Annotated in this window: 20 protein-coding genes; 9 read left to right on the forward strand and 11 right to left on the reverse strand. The window is 67.0% G+C overall.

The genetic code is table 11. From position 1 onward, the window contains the following. The first annotated feature begins 37 nt into the window (after window positions 1-37). From ACZZZF_RS05365 to ACZZZF_RS05385, 5 genes are all read left to right on the forward strand, one after another. Entirely contained in the window at window positions 38-1453 is a 1416-nt protein-coding gene (locus tag ACZZZF_RS05365) for an O-antigen ligase family protein (RefSeq protein ID WP_285363038.1), read from the forward strand. Then, entirely contained in the window at window positions 1450-2256 is an 807-nt protein-coding gene (locus ACZZZF_RS05370) for a hypothetical protein (protein ID WP_463497419.1), read from the forward strand. The genes ACZZZF_RS05365 and ACZZZF_RS05370 overlap by 4 nt, the downstream gene beginning before the upstream one ends. After that, window positions 2154-2747 (forward strand): O-antigen ligase family protein, encoded by a 594-nt coding sequence (locus tag ACZZZF_RS05375; protein WP_463499919.1) that lies wholly within the window; start codon window positions 2154-2156, stop codon window positions 2745-2747. Before ACZZZF_RS05370 ends, ACZZZF_RS05375 begins: the two co-directional genes overlap by 103 nt. Before the next feature lie 98 nt (window positions 2748-2845). Next, complete coding sequence (locus ACZZZF_RS05380; RefSeq protein WP_053095647.1) at window positions 2846-3802, forward strand: glycosyltransferase family 2 protein; 957 nt, start codon at window positions 2846-2848, stop codon at window positions 3800-3802. 4 nt (window positions 3803-3806) lie between these two features. Beyond that, the gene (locus ACZZZF_RS05385; RefSeq protein ID WP_463497422.1) at window positions 3807-4427 is read left to right on the forward strand and encodes a hypothetical protein; all 621 of its coding nucleotides are present in this window, start codon (window positions 3807-3809) and stop codon (window positions 4425-4427) included. Window positions 4428-4456: 29 nt separating this feature from the next. Here the strand turns inward: ACZZZF_RS05385 and ACZZZF_RS05390 are convergent, their stop codons facing one another. Beyond that, on the reverse strand, window positions 4457-4822 hold the full coding sequence (locus tag ACZZZF_RS05390) for a hypothetical protein (protein WP_053095645.1): 366 nt from the start codon (window positions 4820-4822) through the stop codon (window positions 4457-4459). A 43-nt stretch (window positions 4823-4865) separates the two neighbouring features. Further along, a complete protein-coding gene (locus ACZZZF_RS05395; RefSeq protein ID WP_198032389.1) occupies window positions 4866-5555 on the reverse strand; it encodes a glycosyltransferase family 29 protein in 690 nt (229 codons plus the stop codon). A 92-nt stretch (window positions 5556-5647) separates the two neighbouring features. On the opposite strand from ACZZZF_RS05395, the gene pseI reads away from it, so the two are divergent. Further along, window positions 5648-6709: a pseudaminic acid synthase gene (gene pseI / locus ACZZZF_RS05400; RefSeq protein ID WP_053095644.1), complete on the forward strand. Its 1062-nt coding sequence runs from the start codon at window positions 5648-5650 to the stop codon at window positions 6707-6709. A 9-nt stretch (window positions 6710-6718) separates the two neighbouring features. Here the strand turns inward: pseI and ACZZZF_RS05405 are convergent, their stop codons facing one another. Continuing rightward, window positions 6719-8203 (reverse strand): GNAT family N-acetyltransferase, encoded by a 1485-nt coding sequence (locus ACZZZF_RS05405; RefSeq protein ID WP_463497425.1) that lies wholly within the window; start codon window positions 8201-8203, stop codon window positions 6719-6721. A 106-nt stretch (window positions 8204-8309) separates the two neighbouring features. Between ACZZZF_RS05405 and pseB the strand changes: the two genes are divergently transcribed. From pseB to ACZZZF_RS05420, 3 genes are read left to right on the forward strand one after another with little or no spacing between them, the layout of a single operon-like run. Continuing rightward, a complete protein-coding gene (gene pseB / locus ACZZZF_RS05410) occupies window positions 8310-9299 on the forward strand; it encodes a UDP-N-acetylglucosamine 4,6-dehydratase (inverting) (RefSeq protein WP_056278197.1) in 990 nt (329 codons plus the stop codon). A 2-nt stretch (window positions 9300-9301) separates the two neighbouring features. Further along, window positions 9302-10426: a DegT/DnrJ/EryC1/StrS family aminotransferase gene (locus tag ACZZZF_RS05415; RefSeq protein ID WP_463497428.1), complete on the forward strand. Its 1125-nt coding sequence runs from the start codon at window positions 9302-9304 to the stop codon at window positions 10424-10426. Beyond that, window positions 10312-11154: a cytidylyltransferase domain-containing protein gene (locus ACZZZF_RS05420; RefSeq protein WP_463497431.1), complete on the forward strand. Its 843-nt coding sequence runs from the start codon at window positions 10312-10314 to the stop codon at window positions 11152-11154. The genes ACZZZF_RS05415 and ACZZZF_RS05420 overlap by 115 nt, the downstream gene beginning before the upstream one ends. Before the next feature lie 25 nt (window positions 11155-11179). Here ACZZZF_RS05420 and ACZZZF_RS05425 read toward each other — a convergent pair whose 3' ends face one another. The 8 genes from ACZZZF_RS05425 to rfbA all read right to left on the reverse strand — a co-directional run bounded on the left by ACZZZF_RS05425 (window position 11180) and on the right by rfbA (window position 21549). Beyond that, a complete protein-coding gene (locus ACZZZF_RS05425; RefSeq protein WP_053095640.1) occupies window positions 11180-11917 on the reverse strand; it encodes an ABC transporter ATP-binding protein in 738 nt (245 codons plus the stop codon). Further along, on the reverse strand, window positions 11914-12735 hold the full coding sequence (locus ACZZZF_RS05430; RefSeq protein WP_295105250.1) for an ABC transporter permease: 822 nt from the start codon (window positions 12733-12735) through the stop codon (window positions 11914-11916). Before ACZZZF_RS05430 ends, ACZZZF_RS05425 begins: the two co-directional genes overlap by 4 nt. A gap of 10 nt (window positions 12736-12745) precedes the next feature. Beyond that, complete coding sequence (gene glf / locus ACZZZF_RS05435) at window positions 12746-13882, reverse strand: UDP-galactopyranose mutase (RefSeq protein WP_072591042.1); 1137 nt, start codon at window positions 13880-13882, stop codon at window positions 12746-12748. Window positions 13883-13974: 92 nt separating this feature from the next. Next, entirely contained in the window at window positions 13975-16053 is a 2079-nt protein-coding gene (locus ACZZZF_RS05440) for an acyltransferase family protein (protein ID WP_463497434.1), read from the reverse strand. Window positions 16054-16120: 67 nt separating this feature from the next. Beyond that, a complete protein-coding gene (locus ACZZZF_RS05445) occupies window positions 16121-18265 on the reverse strand; it encodes an acyltransferase family protein (protein WP_372984385.1) in 2145 nt (714 codons plus the stop codon). Then, the gene (rfbD, locus tag ACZZZF_RS05450; RefSeq protein ID WP_400340731.1) at window positions 18262-19677 is read right to left on the reverse strand and encodes a dTDP-4-dehydrorhamnose reductase; all 1416 of its coding nucleotides are present in this window, start codon (window positions 19675-19677) and stop codon (window positions 18262-18264) included. Before rfbD ends, ACZZZF_RS05445 begins: the two co-directional genes overlap by 4 nt. A gap of 4 nt (window positions 19678-19681) precedes the next feature. Continuing rightward, the gene (gene rfbB / locus ACZZZF_RS05455; protein WP_056278175.1) at window positions 19682-20680 is read right to left on the reverse strand and encodes a dTDP-glucose 4,6-dehydratase; all 999 of its coding nucleotides are present in this window, start codon (window positions 20678-20680) and stop codon (window positions 19682-19684) included. Beyond that, entirely contained in the window at window positions 20680-21549 is an 870-nt protein-coding gene (rfbA, locus tag ACZZZF_RS05460) for a glucose-1-phosphate thymidylyltransferase RfbA (RefSeq protein ID WP_053095633.1), read from the reverse strand. Before rfbA ends, rfbB begins: the two co-directional genes overlap by 1 nt. Window positions 21550-21605: the final 56 nt, after the last annotated feature.

A 21605-nucleotide genomic window follows, 5' to 3' on the forward strand; every position in this document is an offset into this window, starting at 1 on the left:
CGGTGACTCCCGACTTCCGCGCGGTAGCCTGAACGCGATGGCGCAATACACGAAGCACCCGGTCGCCGCCCCGCCCGCCGCTCCCGAGCGCGAGTCCACGGGGCATCTTCTGCTGCGCGGGTACATCGGTCTGGTGCTGTTCGCGACCTTCGCGCACTCGGCGGTGTACAACCTCGTGGGCGAGATCGGCGCATTCATCACCCTCCTCGTGTTCCTGATCGCGACGCTCTCCATCGGCGTTCCGATGATCGCCCGTCGGCGACCTGCCGCGTTCGCGTGGCGTCGCCTGCCCTGGGCCGCCGTCGCATACACCACGCTGGCCCTGCTCTCGGTCGCGTGGTCTCAGTGGCGCGGAGCGACCATCATCACCTGGGTCCTGCTCGCCACCGTCACGGTGAACGCGCTCTTCATCGTCCACGTGCTGACCTGGCACGAGATCGTGCGGGCGCTCGCTTCCGCGTTCAAGTGGATCCTCGGCCTGTCCCTCGCGCTCGAACTGTGGGTCGCCCTTGTCGTCCACGCTCCGATCCTGCCGAACTTCTTCGTGCGGCCGGACGGCGAGACCAACGCCCACTGGTACTGGGTTCGCGGCAACCTCGTGGACGGCGGCCGGATCCAGGGCATCGTGGGCAATTCGAACGTGCTCGCCATCATCTGCCTGTTCGCGATCCTCACCTTCGGCGTGCTGTTCGCCGCGCGCACGCGCTGGCGCACCACTCTCGCGCTCTGGGCCCTCCTCGCGGGATACTTCCTCGTCCGGGCCGGATCCGCGACGGCATACGTGTGCGCCGCCGCTGCCGCCGCAGTCCTGGTCGTCGCCCTGCTGATGCGCCGCGCGACGTCTCCGGGCGCACGAACACGACTGTATGTGCTGTTCATCGGCGGCGCCGTGGTCATCGGATCCGCCGTCTGGCTCCTGCGTGAACCCCTGTTCGCCCTCATCGGTCGCAGCGCAGACCTCACCGGGCGCTCCGACAAGATCTGGGACAAGGTCCTCGCGCGCGCCGCGGAGCATCCGATCTTCGGCAACGGGTTCTCGAGTCCCTGGGTTCCCTTCGATCCTGCCTTCGCCGGATGGATCGAGGATCACGGCATCACGGTGTTCCACGCGCACAACATGTGGCTCGACGTGCTGATGCAGCTGGGCGTGGTGGGGGTCGTCCTCATGGCTCTCGCCTATCTCAGCCTGCTCTGGCGTTCGTGGTTCTTCGCCATCGACCGCCCTCGCTGGGATCTGAGGTCGGACCGCGACTATTCGGCGATCACTCTGCTTCCGAGCCTCTTCACGGTCGTGCTGCTCGTGCAGGGTCTGACGGAATCGACCCCGATCATGCTCTGGGGCTGGATGCTGCTGGTCCTGCTCTCGTTCAAGATCAAGGTCGTGCCCCTGGTCGGCGTCGGTGAACGCGAGCGTGTGATCGAGCGCGGCGAGCGAAGCCGGCGGGTTCCGTGACGCCCGAACGTCGTCTGAGCGATCTGCTCGGCTCGGCCGAGTTCGCCCGCGCGTATACGATCGCGGTCCTCACAGCGGTCTTCTCGTCGTTCGCGATCGAGCACATCGCCTCATCGGTCACCCTCGCGACGATCATCGCCGTCCTGTGCGTCGTCGGCGCCTGGATCCTGTGGGTGCGCAGGGAGGAGCTGTCGCTGCTGCGGATCGCCCCGTCGTCGCTGCTGGCCTTCCTGGCGTGGGCCGCCGTCAGCATCGTGTGGACGACCGACAAGTCCGACACCGCTTTCGGTTGGATGGAGCTCTTCGGCTTCGCCTTCCTGGCGATCACCGTCGGCCACATCCGCGACACCCTCCAGACCGTCCGCGCCCTGGGCGACTCGCTGAGGTTCCTCCTCCTCGTGTCGCTGGGCCTGGAGATCCTCTCCGGCGTGCTGCTCGACACGCCCTTCCTCTTCCTCGGCATCCAGGGAGACCTGGCCGTCGGCGGACCCGTGCAGGGGATCTTCGGCAGCAGGAACATGCTCGGTTTCGTCACCGTGATCGCACTCATCACTTTCGTGGTGGAGTGGCGGTCGCAGTCGCTGACCGCTCGCATCGCGATCCCCTCGATCGCGCTCGCGGCGCTGCTGGCCTTCTTCTCCTCCTCCCCACCGTTCTCGTGCTCGCGGCCGCAGTCGGCGTCGTCGCCGTCGCGCTCGCGATCGTCCGTCACACCCCGCCCGAGCGGCGGACCATCGTGCAGTGGGTGCTCGGTGTCCTCGTCGCTCTCGCCCTCGCCGCCGCGTTCGCACTGCGCCATGTGATCATCGCGCTGCTCGATGCCGGTTCGGACTTCTCGATCAGAGCGACCCTGTGGAACACGATCCTCGATTTCGTCGCTCTCAAGCCGGTCGAGGGGTGGGGCTGGTACGGCGCGTGGGCCCGCGGAGAGTTCCCGTTCACGTACATCAACTTCCTGCTCGACGACCACCACCAGAGCGCGCTGAACGCGTACTTCGACGTCCTGCTGCAACTGGGCGCCGCCGGCCTCGTGCTCTTCCTCCTGTTCGGCGGCATCGCCACCGTCCGGTCCTGGCTCGTCGCGAGCGCTCGACGTTCGGTGGTCTACGCCTGGACCCCGCTCATGCTCGTCACACTCGCCGTCGAGTCGATGTTCGAGAGCTTCACGATCGTCGGCGCGGGCTGGTTCATGCTCGTGCTCTGTGCGCTGCGGGCCGGCCAGACGAGGTCGTGGCGGGAGAACATCGACGCCGCGCACACCGGAGCGATCCCGACGCTGCGTCCCGAACGCTGACCTCCGCGCCGCGCCCTCGGCGGATTCCGAACTGCTCCGGGTAGGGTGGATCTGCTCGCGGCGCCCTGCGGGCCCCGAGCCTCCGGAGATTTCACCTCGTGACTCACGCCCCCTTCGACCCGGCCTCCGCGACGATCGTCATCGTCACGTACAACCGGTCTCACCTCCTGACCGGCCTCCTCGAGAGCATCACGGCGATGGACCCGAAGCCGGGCCACGTCGTGATCATCGACAACGCCTCGTCCGACGACACCACCGAGGTCGTCGACTCCTTCCGTCCTCGGCTCGGCACCGAGATCATCTACCGACGCCTCGAGACGAACACCGGTGGGTCTGGCGGCTTCAGCGAAGGCATGCGCACGGCGTACGAGCTGGGTTCGGAGTGGATCTGGATGATGGACGACGACGTCGAGGTCGTGACCGACGGCCTGGCGAAGATGGGCAAGTGGGCCCCGCGGTTCAAGAGCATCCAGGGCCGCCGGTACGACTACGACGGCAGCGAGTTCTACTGGCAGTACCGGATCGCCGAGCGCATGGGCATCCCGATCCCGTTCGCGCCGTCCGGGTTCGATGCGTCGGGCTACAAGGAGATGAACAGCGGATGCTTCGAAGGCATGTTCATCCATCGGTCCATCGTGAAGCAGATCGGTCTGCCAGATCACCGCTTCTTCATCTACTGGGACGACCAGATGTACGGATGGCTCGCCTCGCGCAAGACCACTGCGGTGATCGTCGATGAATTCGTCCTGCGACGCACTCGCGAGATCAAGCAGTGGGACATGGGCATCCGCCACATGAATGCCTCGAGCAACGCCTACCGGTTCTACATCATGCGCAACCGGGCGTACATCAAGCAGTACTACCGCGTTCACCGCAACTACAACCCGGTGCTGTTCGGGCTCGGGACGTCGATGACGTTCGCGAAGGAGCTCATCCGGCTCCTGTTCGTCGAGCGCACGGTGCGAGGGACGAGCAATCTGTTCCGGGGACTCAAGGAGGGCGGCAAGCTCGGCCGCGATCGCTCCTGGACGCCCATGCCCGCTCTGGAGGACTGACCGCATGACCGACGAACCGCAGCCGGAACTCCGCTGGGCGCCACTGGAGCCGAAGCCGAGCAATCGTGGTCGTGTCTGGCTCATCGTCGGGCTCGTCGTCGCCGTGCTCGTCATTGTGGGCGTGCTGCTGTTCTTCCTCCTCCCGCGGGGCGAGACCCCGACTCCGGGAGCCAGCGGCTCGCCCTCCCCCTCCGCGTCGGCATCGACATCCCCGTCCCCGTCAGCGTCAGCGTCGCCGACGCAGACCGAGACCCCTCAGCCGACGGCGGAGCCCGCGCCGACGATGACACCGATCACGACCCCGCCCCCCGTCGCGGACCCCTCGGTCGACGCCTTCCGCGGACAGGTTCAGGGCTGGCTCGATGATGCGCTGACGGGACTGCAGATCGTCAGCGAGTCCAGTGGGCAGGACGCGACCGAGGTCATCGAGAGCCTCCAGGCGGACGCGCAGCGGCTCGGCGAGAGCGCTCCGCCCTCATCCATCGAATCCGCCTGGGGCAGCGCGCTGAGCGAGTACGACCAGGCGCTCAGCTCGCTGCACTCCGACGCGGCCGCAGGGATGCAGCCGAGCGTCGACAGCGCACGCTCGGCTGCGAATCAGCTTCGAGGCCTCGTCGGGCTCTGACCCCGCGGCGGCGGCCCGATCCGTTCGGCTCAGTCGCCGTCGGACTCGAGGCGGCGCAGGCGCTCCTCGTAGTGCGCCGCGAGTTCGAGGCGCAGTCGCGCGCGCTCGTGCTCCGACTGGGCGCGGCTGAGCGCCTCGTCGGCTTCCAGATCAGCCACATCGAGGCGCACGCGCAGCCACTCGAACCGCTGCTCGAGCGCGGCGACCTGAGGAGCGATGCGATCGAACTCGGATCTGATGTAAGAGAAGTCGGCCTGGGTTCCCGCGAGGCGTGCCTCGTAGTCGCGCTGCGCGTGTTCGACCTGCTCGAGAGCACGCCCCATGCGGGCGTCCACTCTCGCGTCTACACGGCGTTCGACGACGGCGTCGAGTCTGCGACGGAGTCGGTTCAGCATTCAGTCCTCAATCATTCGGGTGATTGTCGATGGTCTGTGGGATTCAGCGGTGATACGTGACGCGGCCGGAGTCGATCCAGTGCCGCACGAGCGCCGACTCCAGGTCGATCCGGTGCTCTGCTCCGACCGCCGAGGGGTCTCCGTAGGCGTGGTTCCATGATGTCTGATCCGGCGCGTCGACGAAGGAGAATCCGGCCGCATCGACCGTGGCGTCCGGGAACAGGCGGGTGGCGATCCAGAGCATCACCGTCCCCGTCGTCGCCCACTGGCCACCGCTGCGCGGATCGGCTCCCATCGCCTCGCCGAGTGGCAGCACCACCTCGCGGTTCGGCATCGTCACGATTCCGAGATCCGCGGGCCAGAAGGCCGGGAGCTTCGGGTTCTCCCAGAGCAGGCGCCCGGGTTCGATCATCAGGTAGAGGCGCTCGGAGTAGCCCTCGAAGAACCAGGGCGTCGGACGCACACCGCGATTGAACACGACGACGTCGGCGCGCCGACCCACCGACGGCATGCCGTCGACGTCGTCGACACGGAAGCCGTTGACTCGGAACACGATGTCAGCCGTGTCGATCATCGCGGCGCGCTCGTCGGACGGCTCGAGCGGCTGATTTCCGACGACGGCGATCCGACGAGCGGTATCCGCTCGCCCATATGCCGTGACGAGCGGACGGAGTCGGTCGTAGAAGTCGACCTCTCCGGCAATCGCCCTGTCATCACCGACAAGATCCGTCACACGCCCCATGAGACCTCAGCTTAGGGCACCGACGCGGCTGTCCCATCGGCGGGGCGGCGAGTCACGGAGAGGACGCGTCTAGAGTTGTCGGCGTGACTTCTTCGCAGACCATCCCGCTCTCCACGGCGAGCATCGGCACCGGCTCCCCCGTGTTCACGATCGCTGAGATGTCGGGAAACCACAACGGCGACATCGATCGGGCGCTCGCGATCGTCGACGCGGTCGCCGCCACCGGTGCCGACGCTCTCAAGATCCAGACTTACACCGCCGACACGCTCACGATCGACTCCGACAAGCCCGCCTTCCGGGTCGCGAGCGACCACGGGCTCTGGGGCGGCAGGAACCTCTATTCCCTCTACCAGGAGGCTCACACGCCGTGGGAGTGGCATGCGCCGATCTTCGATCGCGCGCGCAGCCACGGACTCATCCCCTTCTCGACGCCCTTCGATCCGAGCTCGGTCTCGTTCCTCGAAGAGCTGGGGGTCGAGATATACAAGACGGCATCCGCTGAGATCGTCGATATCCCGCTCCTCCGGGAGGTCGCCCGCACCGGTAAGCCGATGATCGTGTCGACCGGCATGGCGACGCTCTCGGAGATCGATGCGGCGGTCACCGCCATCCGCGGTGCCGGAGGCACCCAGCTCGTGCTGCTGGCCTGCACAGCGGCCTACCCCGCGGTTCCCGAAGAGGCGCGACTGGGCAACATCGCGGCGCTTCGAGACGCCTTCGACGTGCCGGTGGGACTCTCGGACCACACGCTCGGGATCGGGGTCGCGGTCGCCGCTGCGGCCCTCGGCGCGGTCGTGATCGAGAAGCACGTCACGCTCGACCGAACAGACGGCGGCGTCGACGCGGACTTCTCTCTCACGCCCGACGAGTTCAGCGCTCTCGTCGTGGCCTCCGAACAGGCGCGCGTCGCGTCCGCGAGCGGTGTGTCCTTCGGACCGACCGCTCAGGAAGAAGCGGTGCTCGCCCTTCGCCGTTCGCTGTTCGTCGTCGCCGACGTCCGAGCCGGCGACACCGTGGGACCCGAGAACGTGCGGTCGATCCGCCCCGCCGGCGGACTCCGCCCCGATGACTTCGCTCTGGTGAGCGGACGCACGTTTACGCGAGACGTCGAACGCGGCACCCCGCTGACCTGGGATGCGCTCTAGACCGCGCTCCTACGAGAGCCGCCACCGGGCGAGGGTGAGGAAGCCGGCATCGTCGGCGGGCAGGTACGGCAGATAGCCGGCGCGCTCGAACAATCGTCGTGATGCGACGTTGTCTCCGTGCACGGTGGCCACCATGCGCACCGGCGGCTGTGCGGCGAGGGCTCGCTCCGCGGCCTGGAGCACCGATGCCGCCAGCCCGCGGCCACGGCTCTCGGGTGCGACCGTGATCGAGATCTCCCACTCGTCGGCCGACCGTCGGTCCCATCGGCAGGTGGCGACCGGCACCCCGTCGGACTCGACGATCAGGAGTCGCCGGTCGGGGTTCCGCAGGCTTCGCGCGAGCCAATCGGTGTGCGATCTCCAGTCGATCTCGCCGCGTGAGCGCGAGCCGGAGCGGACCTCCGGGTCGTTGCGCCACTCGAACAGTCTCCGCCCGTCGTCGACGTTCGCCGCACGGGCGACGAGTCCGGAGGGAGGCTCGTCGGAAGGGCGGGTCGTCAGCAGCTGTTCCCAGGACGCCACGATCCGCCAGCTCCCGAGTCCGTCGACGGTCCGCTTCAGCTCGGCGGCCGTCCGGGCGAGCGATGCCGGAGAAGCCAGGAGATCGGCGAGCGCGCCGATCCTCTCCTCGAGTCCGTGATGGGGCGGCTCCCCGAGGCCCACCGCGAGCCCCTGTTCGACGACCTGACGGTAGCCGACCCGCTGGTTGTCCGCCACGCAGACGAGCGCCATGGGAAGACCCATGCACGCGAAGTCCCAGACCGAGGTGCCGGCAGCCGTCACGGCCAGGTCGTGGGACGCGGCGATCGCGGGGAGGTCCTCGACGAAGCCGAGGACCTGGACGGCATGACGCGAGGACCCCGCCGCGGACAGCACGTCGGGACGCCGCCGGGGGTCGATCACCGTGATCTCCACCGGAGAAGGAACGCGATCGAACGCGGCGACGACGCGCGCGGTCACGCCGTGAGGGTCCGTGCCGCCCATCACGATCAGCACGCGAGGCGCTGCCGCCGCCGTTCTCCGGGCGTCGCGCTGAGCGAGCACCTGAGCGCGTACGACAGCCGCGTCGATGCCGGCCAGATGACTCCGGCTGCGTTCAGGACTCGCGAAGGTGCGCTCGGACGCCAGATTGGCATCGATGGCCAGATCGGCGTCGCGCACACCGAACGGACCATCCTGCATGTTGCTGAGCAGCACTGCGAGGGACGAGAGATCGGGGACTTCGCGATAGGTGTCCAGATGGATCACGTCGGCGTCCCGCCCGAGCTCCGCGAAGTCGCCGAGGCTCGCCGCGGCGCCGTCCACGGTGAGCAGTTCGAGTTCCGGATCCATCCGGCGCAGGACCTCCGCACCGACCGCATCCACATCGCCGAACACCGACGCCGCCCACCCCCGGTCCCGCGCCTCGCGGGCGATGGTGAGAGTGCGCATGAGGTGCCCCATGCCCGCCTCGACACCGGCATTGCAGTGCAGGAGGACCCGTCGCCCGCTCATCACACGTCCCTCTCCTCGGGGGCGCGGCTGCGCCCACCCGATAGGATAGGCCGGGCATGGAACAACCCGAGCATCCGTGCCATCACGACAACGCTGAGGAGACAGAGTGTCGGTTCTCGAGGGCGCGAGCATCCTCATCACTGGCGGCACCGGGTCGTTCGGCAAGGCGTTCATACGTCACGCCCTGACCCACATCAATCCCCGGCGTCTCGTCATCTTCTCGCGCGACGAACTCAAGCAGTACGAGGTGCGGCAGCAGTTCGGCGACGACCCTCGACTCCGGTGGTTCATCGGCGACATCCGCGACGAGAGGCGACTCGCTCGCGCGCTGCACGGCGTCGACTACGTCGTTCACGCCGCTGCCCTCAAGCAGGTGGACACGGCCGAGTACAACCCGTTCGAGTTCGTGAAGACGAACATCCTCGGCAGCCAGAACGTGATCGAGGCGTCGATCGACGCCGGTGTGAAGCGCGTCGTCGCGCTGTCGACGGACAAGGCCTCGAGTCCGATCAACCTCTACGGTGCGACCAAGCTCACGGCCGACAAGCTCTTCATCACCGGCAATCACTACGCAGCCGCGTACGACACGCGGTTCGCGGTGGTCCGCTACGGCAACGTCATGGGATCCCGCGGCTCGGTCATCCCCTTCTTCTCCCGCCTGGGTGCCGAGGGAAAGCCGCTTCCCATCACTGATCTTCGATGCACGCGGTTCTTCATCACACTCCCCCAGGCGGTCGAGATGGTGATCGACACGTTCGAGCTCATGCAGGGCGGCGAGCTCCTCGTTCCGCGGATCCCGTCGATGAAGGTCACCGATCTCGCCCACGCCGTCGTGCCGGGAGCGGAACTCGTCGATGTGGGCCTGCGCCCGGGCGAGAAGCTCCACGAGGAGATGATCAGCCCGGAAGAGGGCCGTCGCGCCGTCACGGTCAGCGATGGGAAGTACTTCATCATCCAGCCCGACCTCGCGTCCTGGGGCTATCAGATGCCCGCCGGAGCCGTACCCGTGCCGGAGGGCTTCGCGTACCGGTCGGACAGCAACGATCAGTGGTACTCGCAGCAGGAGATCTCCGAGATCATCGAGGCGGGGATCTGACGATGCTGCCCTACGGACGGCAGTCGATCTCCGAGGAGGACATCCAGGCCGTCGTCGAGGTGCTCCGTGGCGACTGGCTCACGACCGGCCCGGCAGTGGCCGCATTCGAAGCGCGACTCGGCGAGATCGCCGGCGGGCACCGGGCGGTCACCGCGACCTCGGGCACGGCGGCGCTGCACATGGCGTACGCGGCTGCGGGGGTCACGCACGGAGACACCGTGATCTCGACTCCGATGACCTTCATCGCCACGACCTCGATGGCGTCGGTCCTCGGGGCCGACATCGTCTTCGCAGACGTCGAGGAGGACACAGCGCTCATCGACCCGGACGCGGTCGACGCCCTGGTCGATGAACGCACCAAGGTGATCGCCGCCGTGGACTATGCGGGACACCCCGCCGACTACGACAGACTGACAGAGATCGCGGCGCGTGTGAACGCGCTCGTCCTCGACGACGCCGCCCATTCGATCGGCAGCACGTACCGGGGTCGGCCGGTCGGCGATCTCGCGGACCTGACGACGTTCTCGTTCTTCCCGACGAAGAACCTCACGACCGGCGAGGGCGGTGCGCTCGTCGCCAAGGATCCGAAGATCGCCCAGCGCGCCCATGAGTTCCACTTCATCGGGCTGGTGCGGGATGCCGATCGCTTCGCGATGACGACGGAAGGCGCGTGGCATCAGGAAGTCCATGAGTTCGGGTTCAATTATCGCCTCGACGACATCGCCTGTGCACTCGGGATCGCCCAGCTGGCGCGGCTCGACTCGTTCCGGCGGCGACGCGCCGAGATCACGCGGCGCTACGACGCGGCTCTCGCAGGCGTCGACGGGGTCCGTACTCCGATCCAGCGTGACGACGTCGAGCTGATCCGGCATCTCTATCCGGTGCGCATCCTCGACGGACGCCGTCGGACGGTCTTCGACCGGATGCGCGCGGACGGCATCGGGGTGCAGGTCAACTACATGCCCGTGTACTGGCACCCCGTGTACGCGGACGCCGGTTATCGCCGCGGAATGTGCCCGAACGCGGAGGCCTTCTACGCCGAGGAGCTCTCGCTCCCCATCCACCCCGAGCTCACCGACGACCAGGTCGACCAGGTCGTCGAGTCGCTCCTCAGGGCTCTGCGTTGACGCGGATCGGGATCATCACGCAGGCGCGGATGACCAGCACCCGTCTTCCGGGGAAGGTGCTGATCCCGGCCGGCGGCCGCTCCATGCTCGACCACCACCTCGACAGGCTCGCCGCCACCGATCTGCCGATCGTGCTCGCCACCACCACGAACGCCGCAGACGACCCTCTCGCCGGGCTCGGGCACGCACGCGGCATCGACGTGTTCCGCGGCAGCGAGACCGATGTGCTGAGTCGGTTCGCGGGGGCGGCTTCCTCCGCCGAGTTGGATGTCGTCGTCCGAGTGACGTCGGACTGCCCGCTGATCGATCCCGCCGTGGTCCTCGAAGGCGTCCGTCGATTCATCGAGCTGGACGATCCTCACGCTCATGTCTCCAACGTCCTCCAGCGCACGTACCCGCGAGGCTTCGACTTCGAGGTGTTCTCCGCGGCCGCTCTCGCCGACGCCGACCGGAACGCCACCGAGCCGGCGGAGCGCGAGCACGTCACCCCTTATCTCTACGCGGGCGGGTCACCGCGGGCGAACATCCACTCGATCACGCAGGACGTCGATGCCTCGCACTATCGGGTGACGCTGGACACTCCGGAGGACCTGACGGTCATCCGCAGGCTGATCGAGGAGCACGGTGCCGCGTCGCTGGACGCGACCGGGATCGTGGCGGTGCTCGACGCGCATCCCGACCTGGCCGCGGTCAACGCGCACGTCGAACAGAAGAAGCTCGGCGAATGACCGGGAGATCGCCGGCGAATCCCGCTCAGCCGCGGTTGTAGTCGGCGTTGTACCGGTCGAGGACGTCGGTGATCGGCCCGTCCAGGGCGAGCGTGCCCTTGTCGAGATACAGACCTCGGGTGCAGAAGCGACGGAGGTCCCGCTCGTTGTGGCTGACGAAGAAGAGCGTGCGCCCTTCGGCGAGGAGCTCGTCGATGCGCTTGTAGCACTTGTCTTTGAACGCCTTGTCTCCAACGGCGAGAACCTCGTCAACGAGCAGGATCGGCTCGTCGAGCTGGGACACGACCGAGAACGCCAGGCGCACCTTCATGCCGTTGGACAGGTGCTTGTAGGGAGTGTCCTCGAATCCCGCCAGCTCGGCGAAGGCGATCATGTCGTCGTAGCGCAGCGCGACAGCGTCGCGCGGCATTCCGTGCAGACCCGCCATCAAGGCGACATTCTCCCGCACGGTCAGATCTCCCACGAAGCCGCCCGTGATCTCGATCAGCGGGGCGACTCCACCGTGCACGGTCACCGCCCCTTCGTCGGGGAGCAGCACGTTCGCGACGAGACGGAGCAGCGTGGACTTGCCCTGGCCGTTGCGCCCGACGACGCCGATCGACTCCCCCTGCTGCACCGTGAACGAGACGTCACGCAGTGCCCAGAACTCACCCGAGCGCGACCGCCGCGCCGCAGGGGCGAACAGGTCTTTGAAGTTCTGGCGCCCACGGCGATTGCGGCGGAACCGAACGCCCAGCCCGTTGGCCTCGATCGCGACGGTCATCCCAGCTCCTTCAGAACGGTGCGCTCGAGGGACCGGAAGGTCCATACGCCGAGCGCCAGAATGACGAGGGTCATGCCCACGCTGACCAGCAGAGTGAAGGGGTTCCACTGGTCGGGGAAGAACGGCATCCGATAGAGCATGAAGATCCCGGCGAGAGGATTGAATGCACCGAGCGTCTGGAAGATGCCGGGGAGGTCGGTGACGTTGTAGATGATCGGAGTCGCATAGAACATGGCGCGCAGAATCAGCGCGGTCGTGCGCTCCAGGTCGACGAAGAGGACGCAGAGCGGGGCGACCAGAAGCCCCAGGCCCACGAGCAGGACGGTCTGCAGGAAGATCGCGACCGGCACCCAGAGGACTCCCCAGCCCACCTGCACCGTGTGCGCCGGATCCTGCTCGACCAGCAGGTTGATGATCACGAAGGCAGCGAGCACAGGCAGCGAGAAGAGGAACTCGATTCCCTTGCTCAACACGATGCGGTTGACCCAGATCGAGCGCGGGATCGCGGTGGATCGTACGAGCCGCGCATCCTTCTTGAACGCGCGCGTGAAGTCCGTGACCGACGTGTTGAACCACACCCAGGGCAGCAGAGCGCTGATGAGGAACACGATGTACGGGTCCTCGCCGACGTCGCGGTTGAAGATCTGCGTGAAGACGAACCAGTAGATCACGCTCATGACGAGCGGATCGAGCACCGACCACAGATAGCCGAGCAGGCTCGTCGAGTACCGCACCTTGAGGTCTCTGGCCGACAACAACCACAGAGAATGCAGATAGCGCCGGGGCGTCCCGGGCGCCCCGACAGCAGCGTGACTCACGATGTCGAGTCTACGAGAGCGAGTTGTTCCACAGCGACAGCGCCGAGCCGATGGCCATGTGCATGTCGAGGTACTGGTACGTGCCGAGGCGTCCGCCGAAGTGCACGTCCTTCTCGCCCCTCGTGAGCTCGCGATAGGCGAGCAGGCCGTCACGGTCCGTCGGGGTGTTCACCGGGTAGTACGGCTCGTCCTCGCGGTTCGCGAAGCGAGAGAACTCCCGCATGATGACCGTCTTGTCCGACTCGTAGACGTCCTTACGCTCCGGGTGGAAATGCTTGAACTCGTGGATGCGCGTGTACGGCACGTCCATGTCGGGGTAGTTCATCACGCTGGTGCCCTGGAAGTCGCCGATGTTCAGCACCTCCTGCTCGAAGTCGAGCGTGCGCCAGCTGAGGGCACCCGCCGTGTAGTCGAAGTAGCGGTCCACGGGGCCCGTGTAGACGATGGGCAGCTGTCCGACCGTCGCCTTCTTGTTCAGGGGCTGAGCCTCATCGAAGAAGTCGACGTTCAGCTTCACCTCGATGTTGGGGTGATCGGCCATCCGCTCGATCCACGCGGTGTAGCCGTCCGTCGGCAGCCCCTCCCACGTGTCGTTGAAGTAGCGGTTGTCGTATGTGTATCGCACAGGCAGGCGGCTGATGATGTCGCCGGACAGCTTCTGCGGATCCGTCTGCCACTGCTTCGCGGTGTAGTCGCGGAAGAACGCCTCGAACAGGGGGCGGCCGACGAGCGCGATGCCCTTCTCCTCGAAGTTGGACGCCGTCTTGACGTCGAACTCCCCCGCCTGCTCGCGCACGAGGGCCCGTGCCTGGTCGGGCGTGTAGGCCGACTGGAAGAACTGGTTGATCGTGCCGAGGTTGACCGGCATCGGGAACACGGTGCCCTTGTGCGTCGTGTACACGCGGTGCACGTAGTTCGTGAAGCTCGTGAAACGGTTGACATACTCCCACACCGTGGCGTTGGAGGTGTGGAACAGATGCGCGCCGTAGCGGTGGACCTCGATGCCCGTCTCGGGCTCGGCCTCGCTGTAGGCGTTCCCGCCGATGTGGTGGCGACGATCGATGACCGTCACCTTGCGGCCTGCATCGGCGGCGCGTTCTGCGATGGTGAGGCCGAAGAAGCCCGACCCGACGACAAGAAGATCCATGTTGCTGCTTTCTGCCCACAAGGCTGACATCCGCACGGCGTCGCGCGGCACACAGCAGACAACTCTACCTGCAGCGCACTCGGCGCTACCTGTCAGCCCGCCTCGGTGCCGACACGCCCTCCCACGTCCAGCATCTGCTGGAGCATCGGGGCGAGCGTGCGCCCATACGAGTCGGAGAGGTGATTGTCGTCGATGTAGACGGCGACGTTGCCGATCGACCCCCTGCACACGCCCTCAGGACACAGCCAGGGTCGGAAGTCCACCGCGATCACCCCGTCAGCCGCCGTGAGATCGTCGAAATCCTCTCCGTCGACGAAGGCGAGTTCGGGCACGTCGCACGATGCGGCGTCGGCACCCGGAACGACCTCCGAATCCTCCGACACGCACTCGTACATGTCGAAATCGAAGCGAGGATTGTCGCGCACGGCGATCACCTGGATGCCGTTCGCCGTGAGCTCCTCCGCGATCTCGCGGATCCCCTCGACGAGAACCTCGGGAGACGAGGGCGTCGCCCGGGTCGCGACCAGGTAGACCGCATCCGGCTGGACCCTCATCGCATACTCGATCGCCGCGGCGCGCCATTCGTCGCAGGGTGTACCCGCCGCCGACCAGGTCGGAGCTCCGATGCCGATGGCGCACCCTCCCTTCAGCAGAGCGACGAGGCCCCATCCCTGCTGATCGGCGAGAACGGCGAGAGGCGACATGAGCTGCTGTGCGTGCGAATCCCCCATCACGAGCACTCGCCAGGCGTCGGAGTCCTCCGCTGCCGCGGTCTGGGCGCAGCTGCCTTCCAGCGCAGGCTCCACAGGTTCGAGGTCTCCCGCGCAGCTGCCGTTCAGGTCCACCCACTCGTCATCGAGCGCCGTGGCCGGCGGCATCAGCGGGAGATCGGTGACGGCGAGATCGATCGGCGAGTCGATCTGGGCGGCACCCGGATACCCGCCGCTGTCGCTGTCCATCAGCGCCGCCGCACGATGCTGGATCGTGAGCTGCCAGGCGGCGAGGGGTGCGGCGACCAGCAGGACCGAGGCCGCGAGTGCGAGGACGCCGAGACGACGGGAGCCATCGAAGAACGCGGCGTCGCGGATCGGGCGCTCCACGAGCGTCGACACGATCCGCGCCAGCACGAACGAGACCAGGACGATACCGGCGCCGGCCAGCCATCCCGGCTCGGACCTGCCGCTCACCATCATCCAGGTCACGAGGACCGGCCAGTGGACGAGGTAGAGCGCGTACGCGTCATGGGAGACGAATCGCAGCGGCGCCGACTCGAGGATCATCGCGGGGCCGCCACGCGGGCGGTCGCGCCCGGCGACGATGACGAGCGCCGTGCAGATCACCGGCCACAGAGCGAGATACCCGGGGAATCCGCCCTGCACGTCGAGCACGATTCCGCACATGACGATGCCGACGATCCCGACCCAACCGAGGAGTGCGGCGATCGACGGTCGGACGCGGACATGCGGGAGAGCGATCGCGACGAGCGAGCCGGCCGCGAACTCCCACAGTCGCGTGCGGGTGTCGAAATAGGCGAAGGACTGGGCGCGCATCGTCTCGACGACCGAGAATGCGAGCGAGGCGACGAAAATCGTCCCGAAGACGACGGCGAGTGCGGGGATGACGAGGTGGCGCCGACGACGGAGGATCAGCCAGACCGCGGCGATGATGAGCGGCCACAGGATGAAGACCTGTCCTTGGACCGACAGCGACCAGAAGTGCTGGAACGGACTCGGGGTCACGGAGTCGCGAGCGTAGTAGTCGACCTCCGACAGGGCCAGCGTCCAGTTCTCGACGTAGAAGAGACTCGACCAGGCCTCACGCCAGACGCGCGGCCACTCGGTCTGCGGATACGCCGCGAACGCGACGCCGAGGACGCCGACGATCGTCACGGCCGCAGCGGGCAGCAGCCGCTGGAAGCGGCGCAACCAGAAGGACGCGAGCGCGAGCGGACGCTCCGACCCGACTCGTCGCACGAACGACGCGGTGAGGAAGAAGGCGGAGACCATCAGGAACACGTCGACGCCGCCCGAGACGCGCCCCAGCCACACGTGGTACGCCACGACCAGCAGGATGGCGAGCGCGCGCAGACCGTCGATGTCCGCGCGGCGGGTGAGCGGATCCCCGGCGACAGGCGCGGTCGGAGGAAGCGGTGTCGGGTGCGTCGTTTTCATGAGGGGCGGCGTATCGGCGAGGGGTGTCGCCGCAGTCGTCTCGGGTCGACCGTCTGCCTCTGCCAGCCTATCCGCCCGTTGCGAGCAGTCGCTCGGCCGCCGCGTCGATCTCGGTTCCCAGCAGTCTGGCGTATTCGAGATTGAGATGATCCGCGTCGTAGTAGACGGGGATGCCGCCCACCACGGCGTAGCACGATGTCGCGTCGCAGAATCGGTCGGTCAGATCCAGCACGCTGATCGACGGTGACTCTGCCTGAGCGCCCGCCACGACCACCGGGTCGACCGGGTGCGCCTCGGCTCGAGGGCGCGCGCAGGACTTCGGGTCCTCGGCATTGTGCAGCACGCAGTCGGGGCTTCTGACCTCAGCGTTGAACGGAGGATCCGCCAGCGCGAGCACCTTGATCCCCTCCTCGCTCCACCGCGTCCAGTAATCGAGCAGTCCGTCCGACATCTGATCGACCTGCGGCCGGTCGCTGCCGTCGTCCACCAGCTGGAGCCGCGACGCCATCGCGGTGATGACGAGGTCCGGATCCTCTTCGGCGACGGTGTCGGCGAGGTCGCTCGACCACTCGCGGCACCTCTCGACGTCGGCGGCACCCCACGCGCTGCGGAACCCGATGAACTCGACGTCGGCTGCGGGACACCCGCCGTAGAAACTCGTGTCGACGATCCAGCCGTGCTCCTCTGCGATGTCGAACACAGCTCCCTGCCACTGCTGCGCATGGGAGTCCCCGATGAGCCACACCCTCGTCGGATCCTCTTCTCCTCGCGAGAAATCGCACTCGTGGGTGGTCTTGAGGTCCCCATACGTGAGAATCGGCAGGAACTCGCCGCACTCCGCAGGCGTGTAGAAGTACTCGTTCTTCTTGGTCATCACCGAATAGTCCGCAGCCCCGAAAGGGTCGTCGCACTCGGCCCCCGGTGCGAGCGCCGAAGGCCCTTCGCACGTCGACGCGGCGAGGTCGTCCGGTGGGCTGTCCGCCTCGACCCTCGCCGCATATGCGGCAAGGACCGCCGCCACGAGCGCCGCGATGACGAGCATCCCCGTGACCATGAGCCCGAACGCGCGGCGCGAGGAGCCGCGCCAATATCCCCAGGTCTGTCCGGCGTCTTCGACGAACCTCTTCGTGAGCACGGCCAACACCAGCGAGATGGCCAGAACCGCGATCTTCGAGAGAGTGCTCGCTTCGCCACCGATGACGAACGGGGCGACGACGATGAGCGGCCAGTGCCAGAGATAGAGCGAGTACGAGATTCCGCCGATCCACTGCACAGGTCTCAGTGCGGTCACCTTCGCATGCCAGAGAGCGGCGTGCGAGTTTCCGGCGAGGATCACCGCTGCGGTGCCGAGAACCGGCAGCAGTGCGGCGTACCCGGGGAAAGAAGTCGCATGATCATAGGCGAAGGCGGCGACGACGATGAGGCCGAACCCGAGCAGGCTGACGATGTCGGCCGCGGCGCGTCCGAGCGGGATTCGACTGCCGAGCAGCGCGACCGCCCCGCCGATCGCGAATTCCCACCCGCGCGTGAACGTCGCGAAGTACGCCTGAGGCGGAGCCATGGTCGTGTAGACGACGCTGGCGACGAAGGAGGCGACCCCCACCAGCGCGACGACCGCGATCAGCGCCGTGGCCGTCCGCGCTCTCACTCCGCGTCGCGTGTCCGGTCGTCCGGTGCGCCGCGACACGGCCAGCGCGGCCACCAGCAGCACGGGCCAGACGATGTAGAACTGCTCTTCGACCGAGAGCGACCAATAGTGCTGGACCACGCTCGCCGCATCATTGAGCGCCGAGTAGTTGACCGACATCGATGCCAGGAACCAGTTCTCGACGTACCCCGCGCTCGCTGCGACCTCCCAGGCGCCCCGCTCCCAGCGAGGGTAGGGAAGGAACAGCACGAGAAGCACGAGCGACACCGCGAGGACGAGCAGCGCCGCCGGAAGCAGGCGCCGGATCCGTCGGGCGTAGAACGCACCGAGGCGCACTCCCCCGGTCCGTGTCATCTCGCCCACCAGGTGCCCCGTGATGAGGAAGCCGGAGATCACGAAGAACACATCGACTCCGACGTAGCCGCCGGGCAGGCGCATCGGCCAGAGGTGATTGAGCACCACCAGGCCGATGGCCACGGCGCGAAGTGCTTGGATGTCGGTTCGGAACACCCGCGCCTTCGGCGCCGCGGTCGGAGCGTCTGCGCTCCGCAACGACACGCTCACGACCCGAGATACTCCCTGAGGAGCTCGTCTCCCACGCGAGGGGTGAAGCCGATGCTCTGCACCCGGGTCAGGTCGAGGACGCTGTTCGTGGGGCGCGGGGCGACGGGCGACGTCGCCGCGGCGAAGTACGCGTCAGTCGACACACCCGTGACCCGCGCCGGATCCTCGCCGACGAGTTCGAACACACGGCGGGCGATGTCGGCCCAGGTGACGCTCTCGCCCTCGGACGTCAGGTTGTAGACGCCGAACGGCGGGCGGGTCTCGACGAGGGTGCGGATGAGGCGCGCGATCTCTTCAGCGAACGTGAGTCTCCCCCGCTGGTCGTCGACGACCTTCGGGTCGACTCCCTTCGCGGCCAGCGACGCCATGGTGCGCACGAAGTTCCCACCACTCCCGATCACCCACGAGGTGCGGACGATGTAGTGACGAGGGGCTGTGGAGACGGCGAGATCGCCCGCCGCCTTCGACTGGCCGTAGACGCCGAGTGGACACACGACGTCGTCCTCCGTGTACGGTCGCTCGGCGGTTCCGTCGAAGACGTAGTCACTCGACACATGCACGAGGGTGATGCCGTGCTCCGCAGCGATGCGAGCGAGAGCTGCCGGTCCGGCGGCGTTGACCGCCCACGCATCCCGCCTGCCCTCGGGCGTCTCCGCACGATCCACGGCCGTGTACGCGGCGGCGTTGATGATCGTGTCGTAGTCGCGCCACCGTCGCGCGTCGGTCAGAGTCGTCGATCCGAGATCGAAATCCGCGCGCGTCGTCCATTCGACGCTGCCGACGCCTTCGAACTCGGCTCGCAGCGCGGTTCCCAGCTGCCCGCCCGAGCCGATGACGAGGGTCTTCTTCGGGGCGACCGGCTCGACATCCGCGAGACGCGGGTGTGCGAGGTCCTTCGCAGACACCTCGGCCTCGGCGAGCGGGATGGGCCACTCGATCGCGACGGTCTCGTCAGCGAGATTCAGGAACGAGTACGAGGCGTCCGGCGACCAGTGATCGTTCACGAGGTAGGTGTACGCGGTGTCAGGCTCGAGGGTCTGGTAGGAGTTGCCGACGCCGCGAGGCACGAAGATCGCCTTCGAGGGATCCAACTCCGCCGTGAAGACCGCTCCGAATGTCGGGCCTTCTCGCAGGTCGACCCAGGCCCCGAAGATCCGACCGGTCGCGATCGACACCCACTTGTCCCACGGCTCGGCGTGGATCCCGCGAGTCGTGCCGACGGCGTCGTTGAAGGAGACGTTGTTCTGCACCGGACCGAAATCGGCGAGGCCCAGTGCGGTCATCTTCTCGCGCTGCCAGTTCTCCTTGAACCATCCGCGCGAGTCGCCGTGCACGGGCAGATCGAAGATCTCGAGCCCGGGAATCGTCGTCTCGGTGCGACTCAGAGGCTTTCCGAAGTCGATCTCGCTCACCGGGTCACTGTCCCTTCGACGCGTAGAACGCCTCGGTCTGGTCCTTGGACGGCGCCCACCACGATTCGTTGTCGCGGTACCAGGCGATGGTCGCGGCGAGTCCGGACTCGAAGTCGGCGAACTCCGGCTTCCAGCCCAGCTCGGTGCGGAGCTTGGTGGAGTCGATCGCGTACCGCAGATCGTGACCTGCGCGGTCCGTGACGTGGTCGTACGCGTCTCGCGGCTGGCCCATCTCCTCGAGGATGAGCTCGACGACGTCCTTGTTGTTCCGCTCCCCGTCGGCGCCGATCAGATAGGTCTCGCCGATCCGACCCTTCTCCAGGATCGTGAGCACGGCGGACGAGTGATCGTTCGCGTGGATCCAGTCCCGGACGTTCTCCCCGGCACCGTACAGCTTCGGCCGGATACCGCGGATGACATTGGTGATCTGCCGAGGGATGAACTTCTCGACGTGCTGATAGGGGCCGTAGTTGTTGGAGCAGTTCGAGATCGTCGCCTGGACGCCGAACGAGCGGACCCACGCGCGCACGAGCAGGTCGCTGCCGGCCTTCGTCGACGAGTACGGCGACGACGGGTTGTACGGCGTCTGCTCGGTGAACCGCTCGGGGTCGTCGAGTTCGAGGTCGCCGTACACCTCGTCGGTCGAGATGTGGTGGAACCGCGTCTCGTGCCGACGCGCCGCTTCCAGCAGCGTGTACGTGCCGATGATGTTCGTGTCCAGGAAGGGACGAGGACTGTGCAGCGAGTTGTCGTTGTGCGACTCCGCCGCGTAGTGCACCACGGCGTCCGCTTCTGCGGTGAGCCCGTCGACGAGCTCGGCATCGGTGATGTCACCGTGCACGAATCGCACCCGGTCCTCGGGGAGCCCCTCGAGCGACGCCCGGTTTCCGGCATAGGTGAGCGCGTCGAGCACCGTGACCGTGTGATCGGTGTTCTCCACCGCGTAGTGGACGAAGTTCGAGCCGATGAAACCGGCGCCTCCGGTGACGAGGATGTTCGACATCAACGACCTCTTTCCAGGGTCTCGAGCAGGTAGGTGCCGTATCCGGACTTCACGAGCTTCGTGGCCCGCTCGCGCAGGTCATCGTCGGTGAGGAAGCCCTGACGCCAGGCGACCTCCTCGGGGACGCCGATGCGCAGACCCGTGCGGCGCTCCATGGTGCGCACGTAGTCGCCGGCATCCGACATCTGGTCGAAAGTCCCGGTGTCGAGCCACGCTGTTCCGCGCGGGAGCACCTCCACCTGGAGCGCGCCTCGTTCGAGATAGGCGCGGTTGATGTCGGTGATCTCGTACTCGCCGCGAGCGCTGGGCTCGAGGGCGCGAGCGATCTCGACGACGTCGTTGTCGTAGAAATAGAGTCCAGGTACGGCGTAGTTGCTCTTGGGGTGCTCGGGCTTCTCCTCGAGCGAGACGGCACGACCGTCGGCATCGAACTCGACCACTCCGTAGGCGTTGGGCTCCGCCACCCAGTAGGCGAACACGGCGCCGCCCTCGACATCGGTGTAGCGCTTGAGCTGCGTTCCGAGCCCCGGGCCGTAGAGCAGGTTGTCACCGAGCACGAGCGCGACCTTGTCGTCGCCGATGAAGTCCGCTCCGATCACGAAGGCCTGTGCCAGGCCGTCCGGCGAGGGCTGCTGTGCGAAGGTGAGGTTCACTCCGAACTGCGAGCCGTCTCCGAGAAGCCGCTCGAACTGCTCGGCGTCGTGAGGCGTGGTGATGATCAGGATGTCTCGGATCCCGGCCAGCATGAGCGTCGACAGCGGGTAGTAGACCATCGGCTTGTCGTACACGGGAATCAGCTGCTTCGAGATGCCGATCGTGATCGGATGCAGTCGGGTTCCTGAGCCACCAGCGAGAATTATGCCTTTCACCCCCATATCGTGTCACATCCCAGCTGGGACTCAGACAGGCACGATTTACTTGCGTC

It is taken from the genome of Microbacterium sp. AC215 (assembly GCF_979258645.1).